General features: G+C 71.9%; 11 protein-coding genes. 4 read left to right on the plus strand and 7 right to left on the minus strand.

Annotated features, from left to right (window positions below):
• Window positions 1–151 precede the first annotated feature (151 nt).
• Together AB0C76_RS10655 and AB0C76_RS10660 are read left to right on the plus strand one after the other, a co-directional pair.
• Entirely contained in the window at window positions 152–2,755 is a 2,604-nt protein-coding gene (locus tag AB0C76_RS10655) for a bifunctional FO biosynthesis protein CofGH (protein WP_359962710.1), read from the plus strand.
• A gap of 177 nt (window positions 2,756–2,932) precedes the next feature.
• Window positions 2,933–4,048, plus strand: a complete 1,116-nt coding sequence (locus AB0C76_RS10660) for an ADP-ribosylglycohydrolase family protein (protein ID WP_359962713.1) — start codon at window positions 2,933–2,935, stop codon at window positions 4,046–4,048.
• Window positions 4,049–4,158: 110 nt separating this feature from the next.
• On the opposite strand, the gene AB0C76_RS10665 is transcribed toward AB0C76_RS10660, so the two are convergent.
• The 3 genes from AB0C76_RS10665 to AB0C76_RS10675 all read right to left on the minus strand — a co-directional run bounded on the left by AB0C76_RS10665 (window position 4,159) and on the right by AB0C76_RS10675 (window position 6,566).
• Window positions 4,159–4,398 (minus strand): DUF397 domain-containing protein, encoded by a 240-nt coding sequence (locus AB0C76_RS10665; protein WP_359962716.1) that lies wholly within the window; start codon window positions 4,396–4,398, stop codon window positions 4,159–4,161.
• A complete protein-coding gene (locus AB0C76_RS10670; RefSeq protein ID WP_359962719.1) occupies window positions 4,395–5,258 on the minus strand; it encodes a helix-turn-helix transcriptional regulator in 864 nt (287 codons plus the stop codon). The genes AB0C76_RS10665 and AB0C76_RS10670 overlap by 4 nt, the downstream gene beginning before the upstream one ends.
• 549 nt (window positions 5,259–5,807) lie before the next feature.
• The gene (locus AB0C76_RS10675; RefSeq protein ID WP_359962722.1) at window positions 5,808–6,566 is read right to left on the minus strand and encodes a GPP34 family phosphoprotein; all 759 of its coding nucleotides are present in this window, start codon (window positions 6,564–6,566) and stop codon (window positions 5,808–5,810) included.
• Between the two features lie 298 nt (window positions 6,567–6,864).
• Between AB0C76_RS10675 and AB0C76_RS10680 the strand changes: the two genes are divergently transcribed.
• Window positions 6,865–9,246: a hypothetical protein gene (locus AB0C76_RS10680; protein ID WP_359962725.1), complete on the plus strand. Its 2,382-nt coding sequence runs from the start codon at window positions 6,865–6,867 to the stop codon at window positions 9,244–9,246.
• A gap of 990 nt (window positions 9,247–10,236) precedes the next feature.
• On the opposite strand, the gene AB0C76_RS10685 is transcribed toward AB0C76_RS10680, so the two are convergent.
• A complete protein-coding gene (locus AB0C76_RS10685) occupies window positions 10,237–11,763 on the minus strand; it encodes a glycosyltransferase family 39 protein (RefSeq protein WP_359962727.1) in 1,527 nt (508 codons plus the stop codon).
• 391 nt (window positions 11,764–12,154) lie between these two features.
• On the opposite strand from AB0C76_RS10685, the gene AB0C76_RS10690 reads away from it, so the two are divergent.
• Window positions 12,155–12,601 (plus strand): hypothetical protein, encoded by a 447-nt coding sequence (locus AB0C76_RS10690; protein ID WP_359962730.1) that lies wholly within the window; start codon window positions 12,155–12,157, stop codon window positions 12,599–12,601.
• Between the two features lie 10 nt (window positions 12,602–12,611).
• Here the strand turns inward: AB0C76_RS10690 and AB0C76_RS10695 are convergent, their stop codons facing one another.
• From AB0C76_RS10695 to AB0C76_RS10705, 3 genes are all read right to left on the minus strand, one after another.
• Window positions 12,612–12,992 carry a helix-turn-helix transcriptional regulator gene (locus AB0C76_RS10695; protein WP_359962731.1) on the minus strand — a complete coding sequence of 127 codons (381 nt, stop codon included), beginning with the start codon at window positions 12,990–12,992 and terminating at the stop codon, window positions 12,612–12,614.
• 238 nt (window positions 12,993–13,230) lie between these two features.
• The gene (locus AB0C76_RS10700; protein WP_359962733.1) at window positions 13,231–13,971 is read right to left on the minus strand and encodes a hypothetical protein; all 741 of its coding nucleotides are present in this window, start codon (window positions 13,969–13,971) and stop codon (window positions 13,231–13,233) included.
• Window positions 13,972–14,067: 96 nt separating this feature from the next.
• Entirely contained in the window at window positions 14,068–17,616 is a 3,549-nt protein-coding gene (locus tag AB0C76_RS10705) for an RICIN domain-containing protein (RefSeq protein ID WP_359962735.1), read from the minus strand.
• Window positions 17,617–18,187: the final 571 nt, after the last annotated feature.

Below are 18,187 nucleotides of genomic sequence, written 5' to 3' on the forward strand. Positions count from 1 at the left end.
GATTGCCTTGCCCTTCCATTAGAGGCCCGCCCCGCGCCCCCGTCATCGCCCTGTGGGGCCACTTCGGGGTAAACCGCCGGGGTACGTCAACCCTGAGACGTCCTCAGGGTTGGCTCCTCCCGGTGTACGACTCCTGGCGTAGTGTCGCCGCATGGACGCAACCGCCGCCGACCGCACCGACTCCCCGACCTCGCCGCCCCCCACCGCCAACGCCATGCGTCGCGCCCTGCGCCGCGCCCGGGACGGCGTCGCGCTCGACGTCGCCGAGGCGGCCGTGCTGCTCCAGGCCAGAGGCGAGGACCTGCGGGACCTCTGCGCGAGCGCCGCCCGCGTGCGGGACGCCGGCCTGGAGGCCGCCGGCCGTCCCGGCGTCATCACCTACTCCAAGAGCGTCTTCATCCCCCTCACCCGGCTGTGCCGCGACAAGTGCCACTACTGCACCTTCGTGACCGTCCCCGGCAAGCTGCGCCGGGCCGGGCACGGGATGTACATGTCCCCCGACGAGGTCCTCGCGGTGGCCCGCCGCGGCGCCGAACTCGGCTGCAAGGAAGCCCTGATCACGCTCGGCGACAAGCCCGAGGACCGCTGGCCCGAGGCCCGCGAGTGGCTCGACGCGCACGGCTACGACGACACCGTCGCCTACGTCCGCGCGATGTCGATCCGCATCCTGGAGGAGACCGGCCTCCTCCCGCACCTCAACCCCGGTGTGCTGAGCTGGACGGACTTCCAGCGCCTCAAGCCCGTCTCCGCCTCCATGGGCATGATGCTGGAGACCACCGCCACCCGCCTGTGGAGCGAGCCCGGCGGCCCGCACCACGGCTCCCCGGACAAGGAGCCCGCCGTCCGGCTCCGGGTCCTGGAGGACGCGGGCCGCAGCTCGGTCCCCTTCACCAGCGGCCTGCTGATCGGCATCGGCGAGACGCACGAGGAGCGCGCCGAGTCGCTGTTCGCGCTGCGCAAGGTCTCCCGGGCCTACCACGGGATCCAGGAGCTGATCCTGCAGAACTTCCGCGCCAAGCCGGACACCGCGATGCGCGGCATGCCCGACGCCGAACTCGACGCGCTGGTCGCCACGGTGGCCGTCGCCCGGCACGTCCTGGGCCCGACCGCGTGCCTCCAGGCGCCGCCGAACCTGGTGGACGGGGAGTACGAGCGGCTGATCGGGGCCGGCATCGACGACTGGGGCGGCGTCTCCCCGCTCACCCCCGACCACGTCAACCCCGAGCGCCCCTGGCCGCAGATCGAGCGCCTCGCCGAGCGCTCCGCGGCGGCCGGCTTCGAACTGCGCGAGCGCCTGGCCGTCTACCCCGAGTACGTGCAGCGGGGCGAGCCCTGGCTGGACCCGCGCGTCCTGCCGCACGTGCGCGCCCTGGCCGACCCGGCGACCGGCCTCGCCGATCCGCACGCGCCGGTCGTCGGCCTGCCCTGGCAGGAGCCCGAGGACCTCCCGGAGTCGTACGGGCGGACCGACCTGCACGCCACCATCGACACCGAGGGCCGCACCGGCGACCGCCGGGCCGACTTCGAGGACGTCTACGGCGACTGGGAGGTGCTGCGCGAGCAGGTGCTCGCCGAGGGCGCGCCCCAGCGGCTCGCCGGGGACCTCCGCGAGGCGCTCGCGGTCGCCGCCGACGACCCGACGAGGCTCACCGACGACCAGGCCCTCGCCCTGTTCCACGCCGACGGCCCCGCCCTGGACGCGCTCTGCCGGATCGCCGACGACGTGCGCCGCGACGCCGTCGGCGACGACGTCACCTACTGCGTCACCCGGAACATCAACTTCACCAACGTCTGCTACACCGGCTGCCGGTTCTGCGCCTTCGCCCAGCGCCGCACCGACGCCGACGCCTACACCCTCTCGCTCCAGCAGGTCGCCGACCGGGCCGCGCAGGCCTGGGAGGTCGGCGCCACCGAGGTCTGCATGCAGGGCGGCATCCACCCGGACCTCCCCGGCACCGCCTACTTCGACATCGCCCGCGCGGTGAAGGAGCGCGTGCCCGGCATCCACGTGCACGCCTTCTCGCCGATGGAGGTCGTCAACGGCGCCACCAGGACCGGCCTCTCGATCCGCGACTGGCTCCAGCAGGCCAAGGAGGCGGGCCTCGACACCATCCCCGGCACGGCCGCCGAGATCCTCGACGACGAGGTCCGCTGGGTGCTCACCAAGGGCAAGCTGCCCGCCGCCACCTGGGTCGAGGTCGTCACCACCGCGCACGAACTGGGCATCCGCTCCTCGTCCACCATGATGTACGGGCACGTGGACACCCCGGCGCACTGGCTCGGGCACCTGCGGCTGCTCGCGCAGATCCAGCAACGGACGGCCGGTTTCACGGAGTTCGTCACCCTGCCGTTCGTCCACACCAACGCGCCGGTCTACCTCGCCGGCATCGCCCGGCCCGGTCCGACCGCCCGCGACAACCGCGCGGTGGTCGCGATGGCCCGGCTGCTGCTGCACCCGCACATTCCCAACATCCAGACCAGCTGGGTCAAGCTGGGCGCCGAGGGCGCGGCCGAGATGCTGCGCTCGGGCGCCAACGACCTCGGCGGCACGCTGATGGAGGAGACCATCTCGCGCATGGCCGGTTCGGCGTACGGGAGTCACAAGTCGGTGCGCGACCTCCAGGCGATCGCCGAGGCGGCGGGCCGTCCGCACCGCCAGCGCACCACCACCTACGGCGAGGTGCCCGCCGAGCGCCGCGCCGCCGCGCTCGCCTCGGACGGCCACCTGCCGGAGCTGCTGCCCGTCCTGGACTGAGCCGCCCGGGGGTCCGGCCGCCGTGCTGCCGGCGGCCGGACCCGGCGGGGCACCGGGGTGCGAGGGAGCCCTTCGGGTCGAACGGGTCTTCGCATAGGGTGCCAGGGCGCGCGACCGGCCCGAGCGTCGCGTCGCCCCCTACCCCGCCGATTCCGGACGAAAGGCGCACCCGTCGTGATGCCACTGTGGTCACGCGCACAGCAGCAGGACTTCCGCAGCCGGGTGCGGGGCTGTCTGCTCGGCGGCGCGATCGGGGACGCGCTGGGCGCCGCCGTCGAGTTCGAGGCACTGGACAAGATCCTCGCCCAGCACGGTCCGCACGGCGTCACCGGTTACGTCCCCGCCTACGGGCGGACCGGCGCCGTCACCGACGACACCCAGCTCACGCTCTTCACCGTCGACGGCCTGATCCGCGCCCACATCCGCCGCGACACCGGCAGCTGGCACCCGCCCACCGACCTCCACCTCGCGTACCTGCGCTGGGCCGCCACGCAGCGCGACTGGGGTCCGGACGAACGACGCCCCGACCTCGGCTGGCTCGGCCGCGAGGAGTGGCTGTACGCCCGGCGCGCTCCCGGCCAGGGCAGCCTCACCGGCCTCAGCGGGCCGGACGGCGAGCGCCTGGGCACCCTGGAGCACCCGAAGAACCCGCACTCCAAGGCCTGCGGCACGGTCGTGCGGGCGGCGCCGTTCGGGCTGCTCACGACCTGGGAGCCGGGCCTGGTCTTCCAGCTCGCGGTGGAGTGCTCGGTGCTCACCCACGGCCACCCGACGGGCTACCTCGCGGCCGGCGCGTTCGCGGTGATCGTCCAGAGCGTCGCCCGCGGCGGCACCCTGGAGGAGGGCGTCCACCTCGCCCTGGCGCTGCTTTCCGAGCGGCAGGCGCACGAGGAGACGACGGCCGCGCTGCGGGCGGCGCTGGACGCCGTACGAGCGGGCGAGCCGTCCGCGGCCCGGGTGGAGGCGCTGGGGGAGGGCTGGGTCGCCGAGGAGGCGCTGGCGATCGCGGTGTACTGCGCGCTGGTCGCGCACGACGTCCGGTCGGGCCTGCTGCTCGCCGTCAACCACTCCGGGGACAGCGACTCCACCGGCGCGGTCTGCGGCAGTCTGCTCGGCGTGCTGCACGGCGACACCGCGCTGCCGCCGGGCCTGGTGGCCGGGCTGGAGGGGCGCGGCGCGATCCTCGAACTCGCCGACGACTTCGTGCTGGAGCTGGTGCACGGCGCCGAGCTGCACGGCCGGGACACCCCGGAGGGCGCCGCGTGGGCGGCCCGCTACCCGGTGGCGGGCTGAGCGGTCCCGGCCGGGACGGTCCCCGGGAAGCACAGTTGCCCGTAGCCGTGTCCGCCGCCGAGGAGGCGACGGGCACCGCTACGGGCAACTGGGCCGAGAGCGGCCCGGGTTCAGGCTGCGCCGGGTTCCCCCGCGCCGAACTCCCCGGGGCCGAACGTCCCTGCCCCAGCGGCGGCGGCGAACGCGTTCCAGGCCTCGGCGGAGAAGCGCAGTTGTGGGCCGTGCGGGTCCTTGGAGTCCCTGACGGCGACGGCCCCCGCGGCCGGCGTGGCGATCTCCACACAGGCGCCGTTGCCACCGCTGTGACTGCTCTTCCGCCAGGGTGCGCCGCTCTCGATGGTGGTGCTCATGTGTGGAATCCCTCTTCAATCTCTGCTATCAGTGTCCGGCTTTCCGCCACACCGAGCGCCGCCGCCCTCAGGTGGTCGTAGAGACTGGTATAGCGGCGCACGTCGGCCTCCTTCTCCAGGTAAAGATCGCTCGTCACCCCTTCGAAGTAGACAACCGTGGAATCGGCTGACTCGGGGAACTCCAGCAGGGAGAATGTCCCGGTCATACCGGGGTGGGCACCGGCGGCGAACGGGATCACCTGGATCGTGATGTTCGGCCGCTGGCTCAGCTCCAGCATGTGCTTGAGCTGGTGGGCCATCACCTCGCGGCTGCCGACCTCGCGGCGCAGCACCGCCTCGTCTATGACGGTCCACAGGCTGCCCAGCTGGTGCTCGCCGTGGACGCGGTCCTGGCGCTTCATCCGCACCTGCACCCGGCGCTGGACGGCGAGCGCGTCGGTGTCCGGCTGGGTGCCCTCGACGACGGCCTGGGCGTACTGCTCGGTCTGCAGCAGTCCCGGGACGAAGGAGGACTCGTAGGCGCGGATCGAGGAGGCCTCGGCCTCCAGGCCGATGTAGACGCTGTACGGCGTCGGCATGTCGTTGAAGTCGTGCCACCAGCCGCGCTGGCGGGACTCCTTGGCCATCTCCATGAGGCTGTTGCGCATCTGTTCGTCGGACACGTTGTACACGTCGCAGAGGTCGCGGACGTCGCGCTGGCTGATGCTGCGGCGGCCGTTCTCCAGTCGGCTGATCTTCGACTGGGAGACCATCAGCCGGCCGGCCACCTCCTCCGCGGTCATCCCGAGGCCCTCGCGGAGCTTGCGCAGCTCGGAGCCCAGGCGCCGTCGGCGCACGGTGGGATTGATGTTGGCGGACACGTCGACCTCCGGCCGGACCTCTGGTGATCGTTGGAACGGCAGTCCTCGGAACACTTCGGACATTGGGACCAACCCCCCTGACTCGGAGCAGCATGACACCTTGGGCCAGGTCGGCGCCGGGGAATCACAGCAGCGCAATAGAACTGATCATCGGAAAAGCGCTTCTGTGAGACAGCGAAGCCCCCCAGGTGGTAATGCGGCTCAGCGGCTCGAACCGGTACGGCTACCGGCGCTGGTTCGTACGGGCTTCCGGCGGCGCACGTGCTGGTGGCACATGCTGCGGCAGGCTCCGCCGGACGTCCCCGGGCGACCCGGGGGCCTTCGGGGACGGCAGAGGGGCGGTCGCCGGGCGACTTCCGTCGCGGGCGACCGCCCCTCCTTGCTCCTGGTACTGCTGGTGGTGCGGGTACCGCTGGTGGTGCATCGGGTCGTTCAGCGCTCACGGACGGCGCGAACGCCGTGGCGCGCGCTGCCAGGTGTGACGCCGGACGTCTCGCCGGACGTCTCGCCCGGCGTTCCCGGGTGCGCTCCCGGACCCCGGACCGGGCGTCAGCGGACGCCGACCCGGGAGGCGGCCACCCGGCCGCCGCCGGTGCCCCGGCCCGCCGCGCGGGCGCCGGAGGAGCCGGCGGACCGGCCCGTGCCCGTCGCCGACGAACTCTGGGCCGAGCGGTTCTGCTGCGTCGGCAGGCCGTTCTGCACGTCCATCACGGCGTGCGCGACCATCCCGCCGAGCGGGTCGTACCGGATCAGGTCGCGCAGCCGCGACCGCGAGGACCGGCCCTCGTTGCCCGGGTACAGGTGCTTGCCAAGCCCCACGGAGTGGGCCAGCGCGGCGAGCGCGGCCGTCCGCGGGTCCGGTGGCACACCGGTGCGGATCGCGGTGTCCAGCCGCTGCTTGATCGCGGCGTTGGTGCAGTCGTCGGACGCCTGGTAACGCGTCGTCGGCAGCACCCCGCACACCTGGCCCGGCACGGCGGTCACCATGCCGCAGCGCTCCAGGTGCGCCAGGTAGGTCTGGCGCAGCCCCAGCCGGGGCCCGCCGATCCAGTGCGCCGCGCGGACCGGACTGCCGCGCCGTCGCAGCAGTTCCAGTGCGTGGTCCAGGGTCGGGTCGCCGGTCGGCCGTGCGAGCACGACGGCGATCCGGTCTCCCTCCGGTACGATCCGTCCGGCCAGGGACAGCTCGACGAGCTGCGCCCCGGCGAGTCCGAGGTCGAGGGTCTGCGGCTGCGCAGTGGTACCCGTGGTCGGGTCCAAAGCGAGCAGCAAGAGTTCCTCGGGAACAGTTCTGCGGCTCTTGCCCATCCAAGCCTCCCCGCGTGGATGAGAGACAGGGTGACGCCTCTCACACGGGCTTGTCGAGTACGCCTCCGAATCGTGACCTTGCGGTGAAGGCCTGGAACCAGGGGCCGCGGGCCGGGCGTCTGTTCGGTGAACGGACCGCGATACGGCCGTGCGACGGCAATAAGGGCCGGTCGGGCGGGGTGTGCGCGGCCGGATCGCCGGTCGGTGGCGGAGACTGTACAGGTACACGGGGCGGGGCGCCGGCTTCCCGAAATCGGGTCTGCCGGTGCCCCGCCGGGCGTTGAGGAGGCTGGGTTACGTGGGCGAGTCCCCCGACAGGGTGCTGCGGGACGGCGGGAGTGGGCAGGACCGGGAGCGCGAACGGACCGGATCGACCGCCGTCGGAACGGCCGCTGACGGCGCCTCCGCCGACACCTCCGCCGACACTTCAGCCGACACCTCGGCCCCGGCCTCCGCTTCCGCTTCCGCCTCCGCCTCGACGTCCGGCGACGCGCCGAAGGCGGGGGGCAAGGGCGGTTCGACCGTACAGCTCCGTGTCCGGGATGTGGACAGCAAGACCACGATGCTGCGGCTGCCGGTGGACAACCGCACCACGGCGCTGCGGCTGCCCGACGAGCTCGTGAAGCGGTCCGGCGCCGGGAGTTCCGAGGACGATGCCCCCGAGGCACCGGACGAGGCGTCGGATGCCACCCCGGAGAAGGAGGCGAAGCCGTCCGGCACGCCGGCGGGCGCCGACCCGCGTCTCGGCATGCGGACGGCCGCCGCGGAGCCGGCGGACGAGGCGGACGAGGCCGCCGACGCCGACGACGCCGACGACGCTCCGGGGGATGACGCCGCGCCGGGGGCCGAGGACGACACGCCCGAGGGTGACGCTCCGGTGGACGCGGTGGACGCGGTGGACGCGGAGGACGCGGAGGACGCCGCCGAGGCGGACGCTCCGGTCGTGGCGGTGCGGCTGAGCAAGTCGGTGCCCGCCGCGCCCGCCGCGCCCGCCGCGAAGGCCGGGGGAGCCGAGAAGCCGGAGTCCGCCGAGAAGTCCGCGCCGGCCGAGAAGCCGGACCCCGCCGAGAAGGCCGGGGGCGCCGACGAGCCGGACCCCGCCGAGAAGGCCCAGGGCCGGGTGAAGTCCGAGAAGCTGGAGAGGCCGCGCCTCACCCCGCTCAAGGCCGCCTCCGCCCCCGCCTCCGGCACCGTCCCCGAGCCGCCCGCCCCCGGCCCCCTGCCCGAGCCCGAGCCGCAGCCCGGCCCGGAGCCGCTGCCGAAGCCGGCCCCCGCCCCGGAGCCCGCCCCTGCCCCGGCGCCCGAACCGCTGCCCACGCCGGACCCGCGGCCGGTGCCGCCCGTCCCGCCGCTGCCGAAGCCCGAGCCGCTGCCCGCCCCCGAGCCGCTGCCCTCGCCGGAGAACACCGCCGAGGCGATGGAGGTCCTGGCAGCCCTCAACGCCCGCCCGGTGTCGCCGCTGCGGCGCGCGCTCAAGCGGATCACCATCTGGACCGTCTTCCTCGCCGTGGTGCTCGGCGCGGCGGTCGTGGCCCAGCTGCTGCGCCCGCTGCCGGACGCGAAGGTGCGGATGTCCGCCGCCGGCGGCTACAGCTTCCCGGGCGACCCGCTCGACCTCGCGTGGCCGGCCAAGGGCCAGTCCGCAGCCGAGGTGGTCGGCGTCGGCAGCCTCGGCAGCTCCGGCCCGGAGACGCCGGCCTCGATCGCGAGCGTCACCAAGGTGATGAACGCCTACCTGATCCTGCAGAAGTTCCCCTTGAAGAAGGGGGAGAGCGGCCCCAAGATCATCGTCGACAAGCAGGCCGCCCAGGAGTCCGGCAACGTCGACGAGTCGAAGGTGACGCTCACCGAGAACCAGGTGCTGACCGAGTACCAGGCGCTCGAGCTGCTGATGCTGCCCTCGGCCAACAACGTGGCCCGGCTGCTCGCCCGCTTCCACTCCGGCTCCGAGGCGGAGTTCGTCAAGCTGATGAACGAGACCGCGGCCAAGTTCGGCATGACCAACACCACTTACGCCGACCCGGCGGGCTACAACGCGGACACCAAGAGCACCGCGAAGGACCAGCTGAAGCTGGCCGAGCAGGTCATGCAGGACGAGATCTTCCGGCAGATCGTGTCCACCCCGGACACCACCTTCAACAACCAGAAGATCCCCAACACCAACAACCTGATCAACCCCAAGACCGGCGTCATCGGCGTCAAGACCGGCTCCAGCACCCCGGCCGGCGGCTGCCTGATGTGGGCCGCCTTCAAGGAGGTCGGCGGCGTGAAGCGGCTGATCCTCGGCGTCACCCTCGGCCAGCAGGCCACCTCGCCCAACCCCGGCGACGGCATCCTGCCGACCGTGCTGAAGGTCAGCGGCAAGCAGATCCAGGCCGCGCAGAACGGCGTGACCGGCCAGACCGTGGTCAAGAAGGGCGACGTCGTCGGCTACGTCGACAACGGGCTCGGCGGCAAGGTCCCGGTCGTCGCGACCAAGGACCTCGTCGTGGCCGGCTTCCCCGGCATCAGCGGCACCGTGACCCTGGACGCCGGCAAGGTCGACCACCACGCCGCGGCGGGCACCGAGGTCGGCACGCTGCGCGTCGGCGACGGCGACACCAAGATCGAGGTGCGGGTGGCCCTCCAGTCGGACCTCAACCCGCCGTCCATCCAGTCCCGGCTGACCCGGATGCTCTGAACCCACGCCGTAGGACACGCTGTCGAAGGGGGAGCCGGGCTACCGGCTCCCCCTTCACCGCGTTCCGGGCGTTCACCGCATTCCCGGCCTTCAGCCCGTTCCGGTCCTCCAGCCGACGCGCGAGCGGTTACTCCTCGGCCAGCGTCGGCCCGAGCGCCGGCGCCAGCGTGTACGCGGTGAAGCCCGCGATCAGCCAGGACAGACCGGTGAACACCACCCCCTGACTTCCCGAACCGCGCCGCACTGTGCGCCATGGTGTGCGCGGGGCAGGTGGACGTGGTCGGCCACACGGAGGCCGACCACCTCCACCCCGCACAGCAGCGCGCCCGGCAACAGCGGCGGTCTGCGCACCCGGCCGCCCAGCAGCTGCTGCTGCGTCCACCACCACGGCGCCGTCGAGGCCAGGAAGGCCACGGCAACCCGAGCCGGCGGCCGGCCCCGAAGCCGTCCCGTAGTGATGCCTGAGAGATCAGGGCGGCCGGCCTGGTCGCCGCCCGCGGCAGCTCCCAGCACCTCTCGCACACCCACGGGATCGCCCGGCTCAGCGCCGCCGCCGACGGCAGGGTGAGCTGCGCGCCGAGCACCCCGAGGCCGGCCTCGCCCGTCCCGTTCGCCAGCCGCCGGTCGACTGCTCCGCCGCCCCGCGGATCCCCAGCTCACTGCGCACTGCGCGCAGGACGTGGTCGCGGAAGGACGCCGGGGTGAACACCGCCACCGGGAACGCCTGCGTGGCGTGCCTGGCGGCGCAGTCCAGCAGGTTCACCCGGACCAACTGGCGGACCGCCCGGCTGTCCAGCGGCACCTGGTCGGGCAGCCCGCGCGGCTACCGGGCCGTCCCGGCGGCCGGGCGCCCTGAGCCGGGCCGTCCGTCCACCACGGTGGCCGCCTCAGTCGGGCGGCCGGCCGCTTGGTCACGGGCGCCCTGCTCGGTCACGAGGCGCCATGGTCGCCCGGGGCCGGTCGGGCCGCACCCGGGGTGGTCGGCGGGGCTCAGCCCCGGCGGTCGAGCAGCGCCAGGGTGGCACCGTCCAGCGGCGTCACCCGGGTGGGGGTGCCGTAGCGGGCCCGCAGCGCCTGGGCGTCGTCCGGCCGCATCGCGGCGAGCGGGTCCGTGGTCTGCCCGAGGACGACCAGCCAGATCCGGTCGGCCCGCCCCAGGCAGTCGGCCGGGACCGCGCACGCCGTCGGCGACAGCTCCGCCGCCTCGACCGCGCCCCGCGCGACGAACACCGGGTACGGGCGCACGTCCGCCGGCAGGTAGTAGGCGAGGCCGGGGCCGATCATCGCCCAGCTCTGGTCGCCCAGCGGGACGGCGAGCCCGTCCCCGGGCCGGTAGCCGGCGGCGATCAGCCCGGCGGCCGCGCGGAACGGCTCGTGCGCGTGCGCCGACTCGTACCGCACCGTGGCCTGCCGCGGCAGCGCCGCCCAGGCGGGCAGTGCGAGCAGCGCCAGCGCCAGCGCCATCCCGGCCACGCGCAGCCGCTTCCGCCGCGGGCCGCGCCGGGCGAGGCCCGTCAGCGCCTTGTAGACCGCCGCGACGCCGCCCCCGCCGAGCGCCGCCCAGGCGGGCACGGTGAACAGCAGGTACCGGTCGACGAAGTACGACGTGCCGCCCTGCGACACCAGCCAGACGCCCACCACCGGCACCACCGCCAGCAGCAGCGCCTGCAGCGCCTGCACCCGCCGTCCCGGCAGCACCACGGCCGGGACGGCCAGCAGGACGACGGCGACGAACACGTCCGGCGCCCCGGCCAGGGTCTCCCCGAAGTGCCACAGCGCGTCCACCGTGGGCGTCCCTATCCAGCCCAGCTGCCGCTCCGACTGCCGGGCACCCAGCACCACCACCGGCACCAGCGGCAGCGCCGCCACCAGCACCGCCGCCGGGTACTGCCACAGCACCCGCCGGTCCGCCGTCCCGCGGGTGCGCCACAGGTGCAGCAGCACCACGGCGGACTGCCCGGCCACCGTGCTGAACGAGACCAGGTGCAGGACCCCCGCCACCGCCATCGCCACGCAGTACGGCGCCCACCGCCGCCACCCGGGCCGCTCCAGCGCCCGCAGCAGGAACCAGGTCGCCGCCGCGATCGCGCAGGTCACCAGCGCGTAGGCGCGCGCCTCCTGGGCGAACCGCGACACCTGCGGCACCGCGCAGAACAGCAGTCCCGAGCCGACCGCCGTCACCCGCCCGCCGAACAGCCGCTCGGCGGCGAGCCCCACGAACGCCGCCGCCCCGGCCATGGCCAGCACCGACGGCAGCCGCAGCGAGACCGCCGAGTCCCCGAACACCGCCGTCCAGGCGTGCATGAGCAGGTAGTACGCGCCGTTGCTGGCGTCCACGTGCTGGAGCAGCCGCAGCAGGTCCGGCAGGGAGCGGGTCGCCACCGTCCACGTCGCGACCTCGTCCCGCCACAGCACCGGCGTCCCCAGCCGGAACAGCCCCACGCCGAGCATCACCACCGCCGGCCACAGCCACACGGACCGCAGGAGTCGGCTGAGGGGGTGCGCAGCAGGGCTCATCTGGACCTTCGATCGGACATCCGAAGTTCGAACACGTTCGTTGAAGGCTACTTGCCCCATGCTGACACCCCGTCGGCGCCCGTACCATCCGCCTCTGCCTCCGCCCCCACCCCTGATCCGGTACGCTGTGGACGGCCTTGTGACCACACGGCCCGCCTCAGTGGGGCTTGCAGGAAACTCGATCGCCGCAGGTCGGGTGCGCATGAGCGCAGACCTTGAGAACGCCTGGGCGTTCATCTCGGAACGCGTGGTGATTGTTCGCAGGTCAGGCGAGTTGTCGGCCAATTCGGCCGTCGCGAGGCCAGCTTGAGTCTTTTGACGGCTACTCAATGGTTCGTCTGAGTGCCTTGTCTCGGTGGCCTCCGGCAGACGCCGCGTCGATATTGGCCGAGTGAACCGTGCCGCACTGATCCGGTCCTGCGAGCTTCTCGTCGTCGTGATGGCGCATGATCGGAGAGTTCTGCTGCACCGGGAATCGGGCGATTCCCGGTGGTGGCCGTTGCGTTTCGCGGTGGCGCCTGGGGAGTCGTTTCTCGCAGCGCTTCAGGAAGTGCGGCGCCGGGATCCTGCTCTCGGCGCCGGTCTGGTCGGGCCGGTGGTGGCCCGGCTGCGCCGCGAAGCGGTCGTCGAAGGCCGGCCGGTGTGTCAGGAGTTCCGGCTGTTCATTGTGAAGCTGTCGCCGGCCATCGGGCTGGCCGGGGTCGAGGGCGGGGTCTGGTGGCCGGTCGAGCGGCTTACCGGACTGAAGAGCTCGACGTTTCCGCTGGAGCTGGGTGTCCTGCTGGAGGGGTATGTCGGCGGGTGGATCCCGGACGGCGTGATCACTCTGGACGGCTGAGGCGGCGGGGTCAGTTCATCGCGGTCGGCTGCGCCGCCGTCGGGGTGCGGTGGGCGAGGACCTTATCGACTGCGGCGATTCCCGGCCACAGATCGGCGGAAAGGGCGACTTCCAGGCGGGCGACAGTGCCCATGTCGCACAGGACTCTTCCGCGCATGAGGCGGCTGATGGTGGTGTGGGCGACGCCGGACTTCTCGCTGAGGGTGCGCGTTCCGTGGCCGGTGGATTCCATGGCCCGGATGAGCTTGCGGGCGAACGCCTGGCCGTAGTGCGCGCTCGCTGGGGCATCGGCGATGAGTTCTGCCTGCGGCCATTGACCGGCGGCCACATATGCGGCGGGCACTAGGTCGTTGTTACTCCGGGGCATGCCCGGATCATCCCACGTCCCCATGGGCCCTTTCCTTTGTTGCGCCCGTTTTTCCCAGACCGACAAGTGGTGCATGTAAGCACCAATTTGCCGATTCGAGGTTAGGGACTGCTTGCGCGTCCCCGGCTGAGGCGCGCCGCGAGCTGGTGCTCGCGGCGCAGGGCCGTGGCCCCGCCGCCCCGGGGGTGTCGGGCGGGTCCCGCACGGACGCCACCGCACCCGCGTGCCCGGTTCAACGCTCAGCCGGACGGATCTGACGTGACTACGAACCGTCGGGGACGGTCATGGCGGCGCGGATGGCGCGAGTGCGTTCGGCGAGGGCGGGGAGGTTGACGGTGGCCTCGGTGGCGTTGGTGTCGACGACGCTGCCGACGGTGTTGTCGTCCGCCCAGGCGCACGCGACGGTGAAGTCGCTTCCCTTGCCCGTCGCGGCGCATTTCAGGAAGCCGCCGAGCGGGCCGGGCGGGAACGTGGTGTATCCGCCCACGGGCTTGGAGCCGTCGGAGGGAGTGGGGTCGTCGGCGGTGTCGGGGCCGCCGAGGAGGCTGTCGAGTTCGTGGACGGGCCTGGCGAAGGAGCCGGTGGCGCCGACGACGATCAGGCTCGGGTCGGTGGCGCCTGGGGTGCGGTAGGCGACGACGAAGTGATCGTGGATGCGGATCCTTCCGGGTGTGTTGGGGAAGATCCGGGCGTCCTGGTCGGCGAGGTTTTTCGCAGAGGTGGGATCGAGGGTGAGCTCACCGATGGTCTGTGGCGTGGTGAGCTTGTGGCGCTCGGGGTCGTCCGGGCCGAGGACGACGAAGAGCGTGACCGCGGTGACGACGGCGGCGACGGTGATGGCCACGGTGGTGAGCGTGCGGCGCTTCAGCCGGCGGTGCCACGGGATCGGTTCGGTCGCCACCGGCTCGGCCCAGCGTGCACGGAGCCGGTCGGCGGCACTCGCGGCCTGGTCGTCGACGGCAGCGTCTGCCTGCGGGCGCTGGGTGTCTTCGGGGTTGGTCATGGGGCCTCGTCCAAGGTTGTGTCCGGGGAGTTGGAATGGCCGGGTGGGGCTCCTGACGGTTCGGAGCCCCACCCTGTGCGCGTTACGGCCGGTGCGTCACGGTGTGTGCTCGGGTGCGAGCGACCACTGCTGGTTTGCCTGCAGTCCGGGGCAGTCCCAGATCCCGAGGCGTGTGCCCTGGGCGGTGGCCCAGCTGGGGAGTTCCAGGCACTTGCCGCCCGGGCTGTTGGCCGGGTCCACGGTGGCCGGCAGGTAGATGCGGCCGTCGGGACGCATCGTCCACTTCTGGCCGGTGTTCCCATTGCAGGTGGTGAGGATGACAGCGGTGCCGTTGGTGAGACCGTTGTCCTTGGTGGAAACGCACCAGCTTCCGGCGCGGATGGTGCCGTCGGTGCCGAGGTTGAAGCGCTGGTTGGGGGTGTTCCAGCAGGAGTAGATGCCCAGCGGCGCTCCGTCGCGGGGGCCGCCGTCGGCGTCGGCGCACTGCCAGGAGACGAGGTTGGGGTGGATCGAGGTACTGGCGTCGGCGTAGCCGACCGTGTTCCACGGGCCGAAGCCGTCGACCTTGCCCTTCGCGCCGGTGCTGCTCTGGCCCGGGAAGACGGCTATGGCGTTGGTGTTGTCGATGACCCAGAGGTCGGGGGAGCCGGTGCCGTGGTAGTCGCCGGCGCCGATGCGGGGGAAGCTGGCCGCGGTCAGTGCCACGCCGGTGTTCAGCTTGATCCCCGCGTCGGGCTTGGTGAGTGCGCCGTAGTCGACGGTCCCGTTGGACGTCCAGCCGAGGGGATAGGCGAAGACGTCGCCCGTGACGCGGTTGCGCGCCCACAGAGTCGTCTGGAAGGTGGGGTCGGTGGTTCCGGGGATGCTGGTGGCGCCGTTGGCGGCGCCGGGGTTGATGAGTTCGAGGTCCTTCCAGCTGCCCGAGGCGGTGGGGATGAGCGTGGCGCTGTCGATGTCGGGGGTGCCGTTGGGCTGGAAGAGATAGAGGTTGTTGTTCTCCAGGGTGAGGATGGACGTCTGGGTACTGATGATCTTGTGGTCAGGGTTCTTCGGATCGCCGGCCACCGCTTCGCCTTCGGGTGTACCGAAGGCGATCACCTGGGAGACGTTGGTCCAGGCCTTCGTGTTGTAGTCAGGGCTGGGGCAGGGCTGTCCGGTGCCGTACGTCGTGCAGGAAGGAGGTCGGGTGAGCGGGCCCGGCCTGAGCTTGTCGAAGCGTCCAGTGTCCCTGTTCGGGACCAGCCAAAGAACGTCTCGGAGCTTGGAGGTCGTGTCCTTGTTGTAGTGGGCGACGATTGCGTCGACGGGCTGCCCGATTTCGAGGGTTCCGTGGTGGCTGAGCTGGAAGTCGGCCCACGAGACGCCGTCCGGTGCGGCCGCAGCAGATGCGGCGAGGGAGGTGGCGGGATCCGCGGAGCCGCCGATGACCCGCAGGTCGCCGTTCTTGTCAGTGACGACGATGTCGGGCTTCTGGTCGTTGTCGATGTCGCCGAACAGGGGCTGGGTGCCGGGCTTCCAGGGGACGTAGTAGTTGTAGACGGCGGGCTGGCTGTAGTTGCCGGCGTTGTCCAGTGCCCAGGCGTACAGGGTGTTGGTTCCCCAGTTCTTGGGCGTGTACTTGTAGGTCTGGCCGGGCTGCAGGGTGCCGCTCGGGCTGCACCGCCAGCCGACCACCGGGGTCGGGTCGGTGCTCACGCGTACGCAGGCGACGCCGGAGGCCTGGAGGCCCGGGCCGGGGGACGGGTCGTCGGCGTTGATGGTGAACATGCCCTCGTCGTTCGCGTACTTGGCCGGGCTGGGGTTGGGGGTGCCGGAGGGCGGGAAGTCGGTGGAACCGATGCTGACGCGGGGGTTGGTCTTGTCGACGCGGAAGTAGCACCAGGCGCTCATCGGCGATGTGAGGAGGCCGTCAGAGGACTGGGCGTACCAGCCGTACTGGTGACCGTCGCTGAGGGAACCGACCTGGATGGTACGGCCGGGGTTGTTGTAGCTGCCGTCCCATCCGCCGTCCTTCAGACTGAAGTTGGGGTCGTTGTCGTCCCACATGTGGAAGCCGGTGTAGAGGGGCTGGCCGCTGGGGGAGTAGCTGTTGGCGGTGAGGGTGATGTTCTGGTTGCTGCCGACCCAGCCGGGGTTGTCCCAGGGATGGGCGCCGCGGGTGTTGCACGGTGCGGAGGCGTCGCCGGCGAAGCCCGGGGTCGGACCGGTGCGGGGATCCCAGACGGTGGGGGTGATGTCGTAGGTGGTGGTGACGCTGGGGTTGTTGGCGATGGTGTGGCGGTACTCCTTGGTCCACTCGGTGTCGCTCGGGGCGATGCCGATGGTCCAGGTCGCCCACTTGCCGTTGGCCGCCTGCTTCATGATGTCGGTGACGTCGACCGAGAGCGGGCCGGTGCCGGTGATCGGCTGGCCGCCGACGTAGGAGCAGCCGCCCATGACCTGGTTGCCGTTGTCGTTGCACGGCTGCTGGTACCAGTTGGTGTCGCCGTTGATGGCGGTGGGGGCCCAGTAGACGCCGAGGTTGGTCCCGGTGCTGGGGCTGGAGGCGCCGGTGACCTGTGCGTTGAGGGTGGAGGTGTAGAGCGTCGGGGGCACTTCGGCGCCGCTGACTTGGGTGTAGATAGCGGGGTTGACGCCGAACTGGAAATAGGCCCGCTGACGGCCCAGATCGCCGCAGTCCAGGCTGGGGTCGGAGCTGTGATACCCGCAGAAGCCGGTGGCGAGGTTGGACTTCGCGTTCCAGTTCTTCGCGCTTTTGTGGTTCTCCTGGGCCTCGACCGAGCTCTCGGTGTAGCTGGTGACGGCGGTGAGCGTCGGGTCCAGATACCACGGTCCGGTCCCGGCGCCGAGCGCCTTCGGGTCCGGGGTGAGCTCGATCGCGTCACTCGTGACCTTGGTGCCGATCGGGGCGACGTTCGCGCCGTCGCCCGGCGCCTCGGCCGTCGACGGGGCGGCAATGGCGGGCGCAGGCGCCGAGTCGGTGGCCGGTGCCGCGGTCAGCGCGGTGCGGGTGTACGACCTGGATGCGGCGGCAGGAGCGGCGGGTGCGGGCTTGGTGGAGTCCCACTGCAGCGGGGCGGGGGAGCGGAACCGCAGACCGCCCTTGTCGTCCTTGACGTCGATGCGGCCCTGATCGTCGGAGGCGACCGTCAGGCCCTGGGCGGTGAGCGGGAAATGCAGGGTCTTCAGCGCCGGGTTGGCCGCCGCTTCGGGCGTACGGACGACGATCACGTCGCGCCAGCCTCCGACCGGCAGGGCTGTCACCTGGAGGTCAACGCCGGGCAGCACGTTCGCGTATGTCGCCGTGTCCCCGTTCAAGGCCGGCTTGGGCAGCGCGAACGGGGCACCGACGGACAGCGTCTTGCCGTCGGCAGTCGCGACGGTGGCCATCGGGCCGGTACCGCCGCCGGAGAGCGTCAGCGCGGTGCCGGCGACGGCCGGGCTGACGGTGCCGTCGGGATTCTGACGGAGGGTGGAGTCGATGTCGGCCCAGCCGCCGTTGCGCTTCACCCGGACCGGCAGGGCGTTGTCCGTGGTCGACAGCGTGCCGTTGGGGTTCGCCACGGTCTTCGACGCCACATCGGTCATCGCGTCCACGACGACCGGCTTGCCCGTGGACCTGGCCTTGGCGAGCGCGTCCAGCATCGCCTGTTGGAGCGGTGTGCGAGGCGGTGCCGGCTTGGTCGGAACGAGCGGCGCCGTACCGTCGAAAGGCCCATGCAAAGGCGGCGTTGCCGCGTCGGCGGCGAGCGCGGACGGCGTGCTCAGCAGGCTGACGCTGAGGACGCATCCTGCGCCGAGTGCGGTCAGCCGGGTGACGCGCTTGCGTATCGATGGCGGCGGTGGCGTGTACGTAATTGTCCGTGGCGTAGTGGACATGGAGCTTTTGTGACTCCTCCCGGTCGGCAGACGCTGTCGTGGGTCTGCGTTCGGATGGGAACGATGTGGCCTGAAATGCCGATCGGTCAAACCAGTTTGTCGCGCTGTGCGGACATGTCTGGATACGTGCGAATCGCGAGGTCAAGGCTTTATAAAGATCTCACACTGGCAATGGGGCGACCTGGCTGCGTGTCAGAGCCTGCACTTATCGTCACATCAACCCTGGCATGACCCTGTCCGGTTTCATGCCGTTTCGGCCATCCATGAGGAGATGTGACGATGATTTGGCCTGCCCGGAAACGGGCCGGAAGACTAACGAGCGGCCGGTGGCGAACGC

Source organism: Kitasatospora sp. NPDC048722 (genome assembly GCF_040650235.1).
In the GTDB taxonomy this organism is placed as follows: Bacteria; Actinomycetota; Actinomycetes; order Streptomycetales; family Streptomycetaceae; genus Kitasatospora.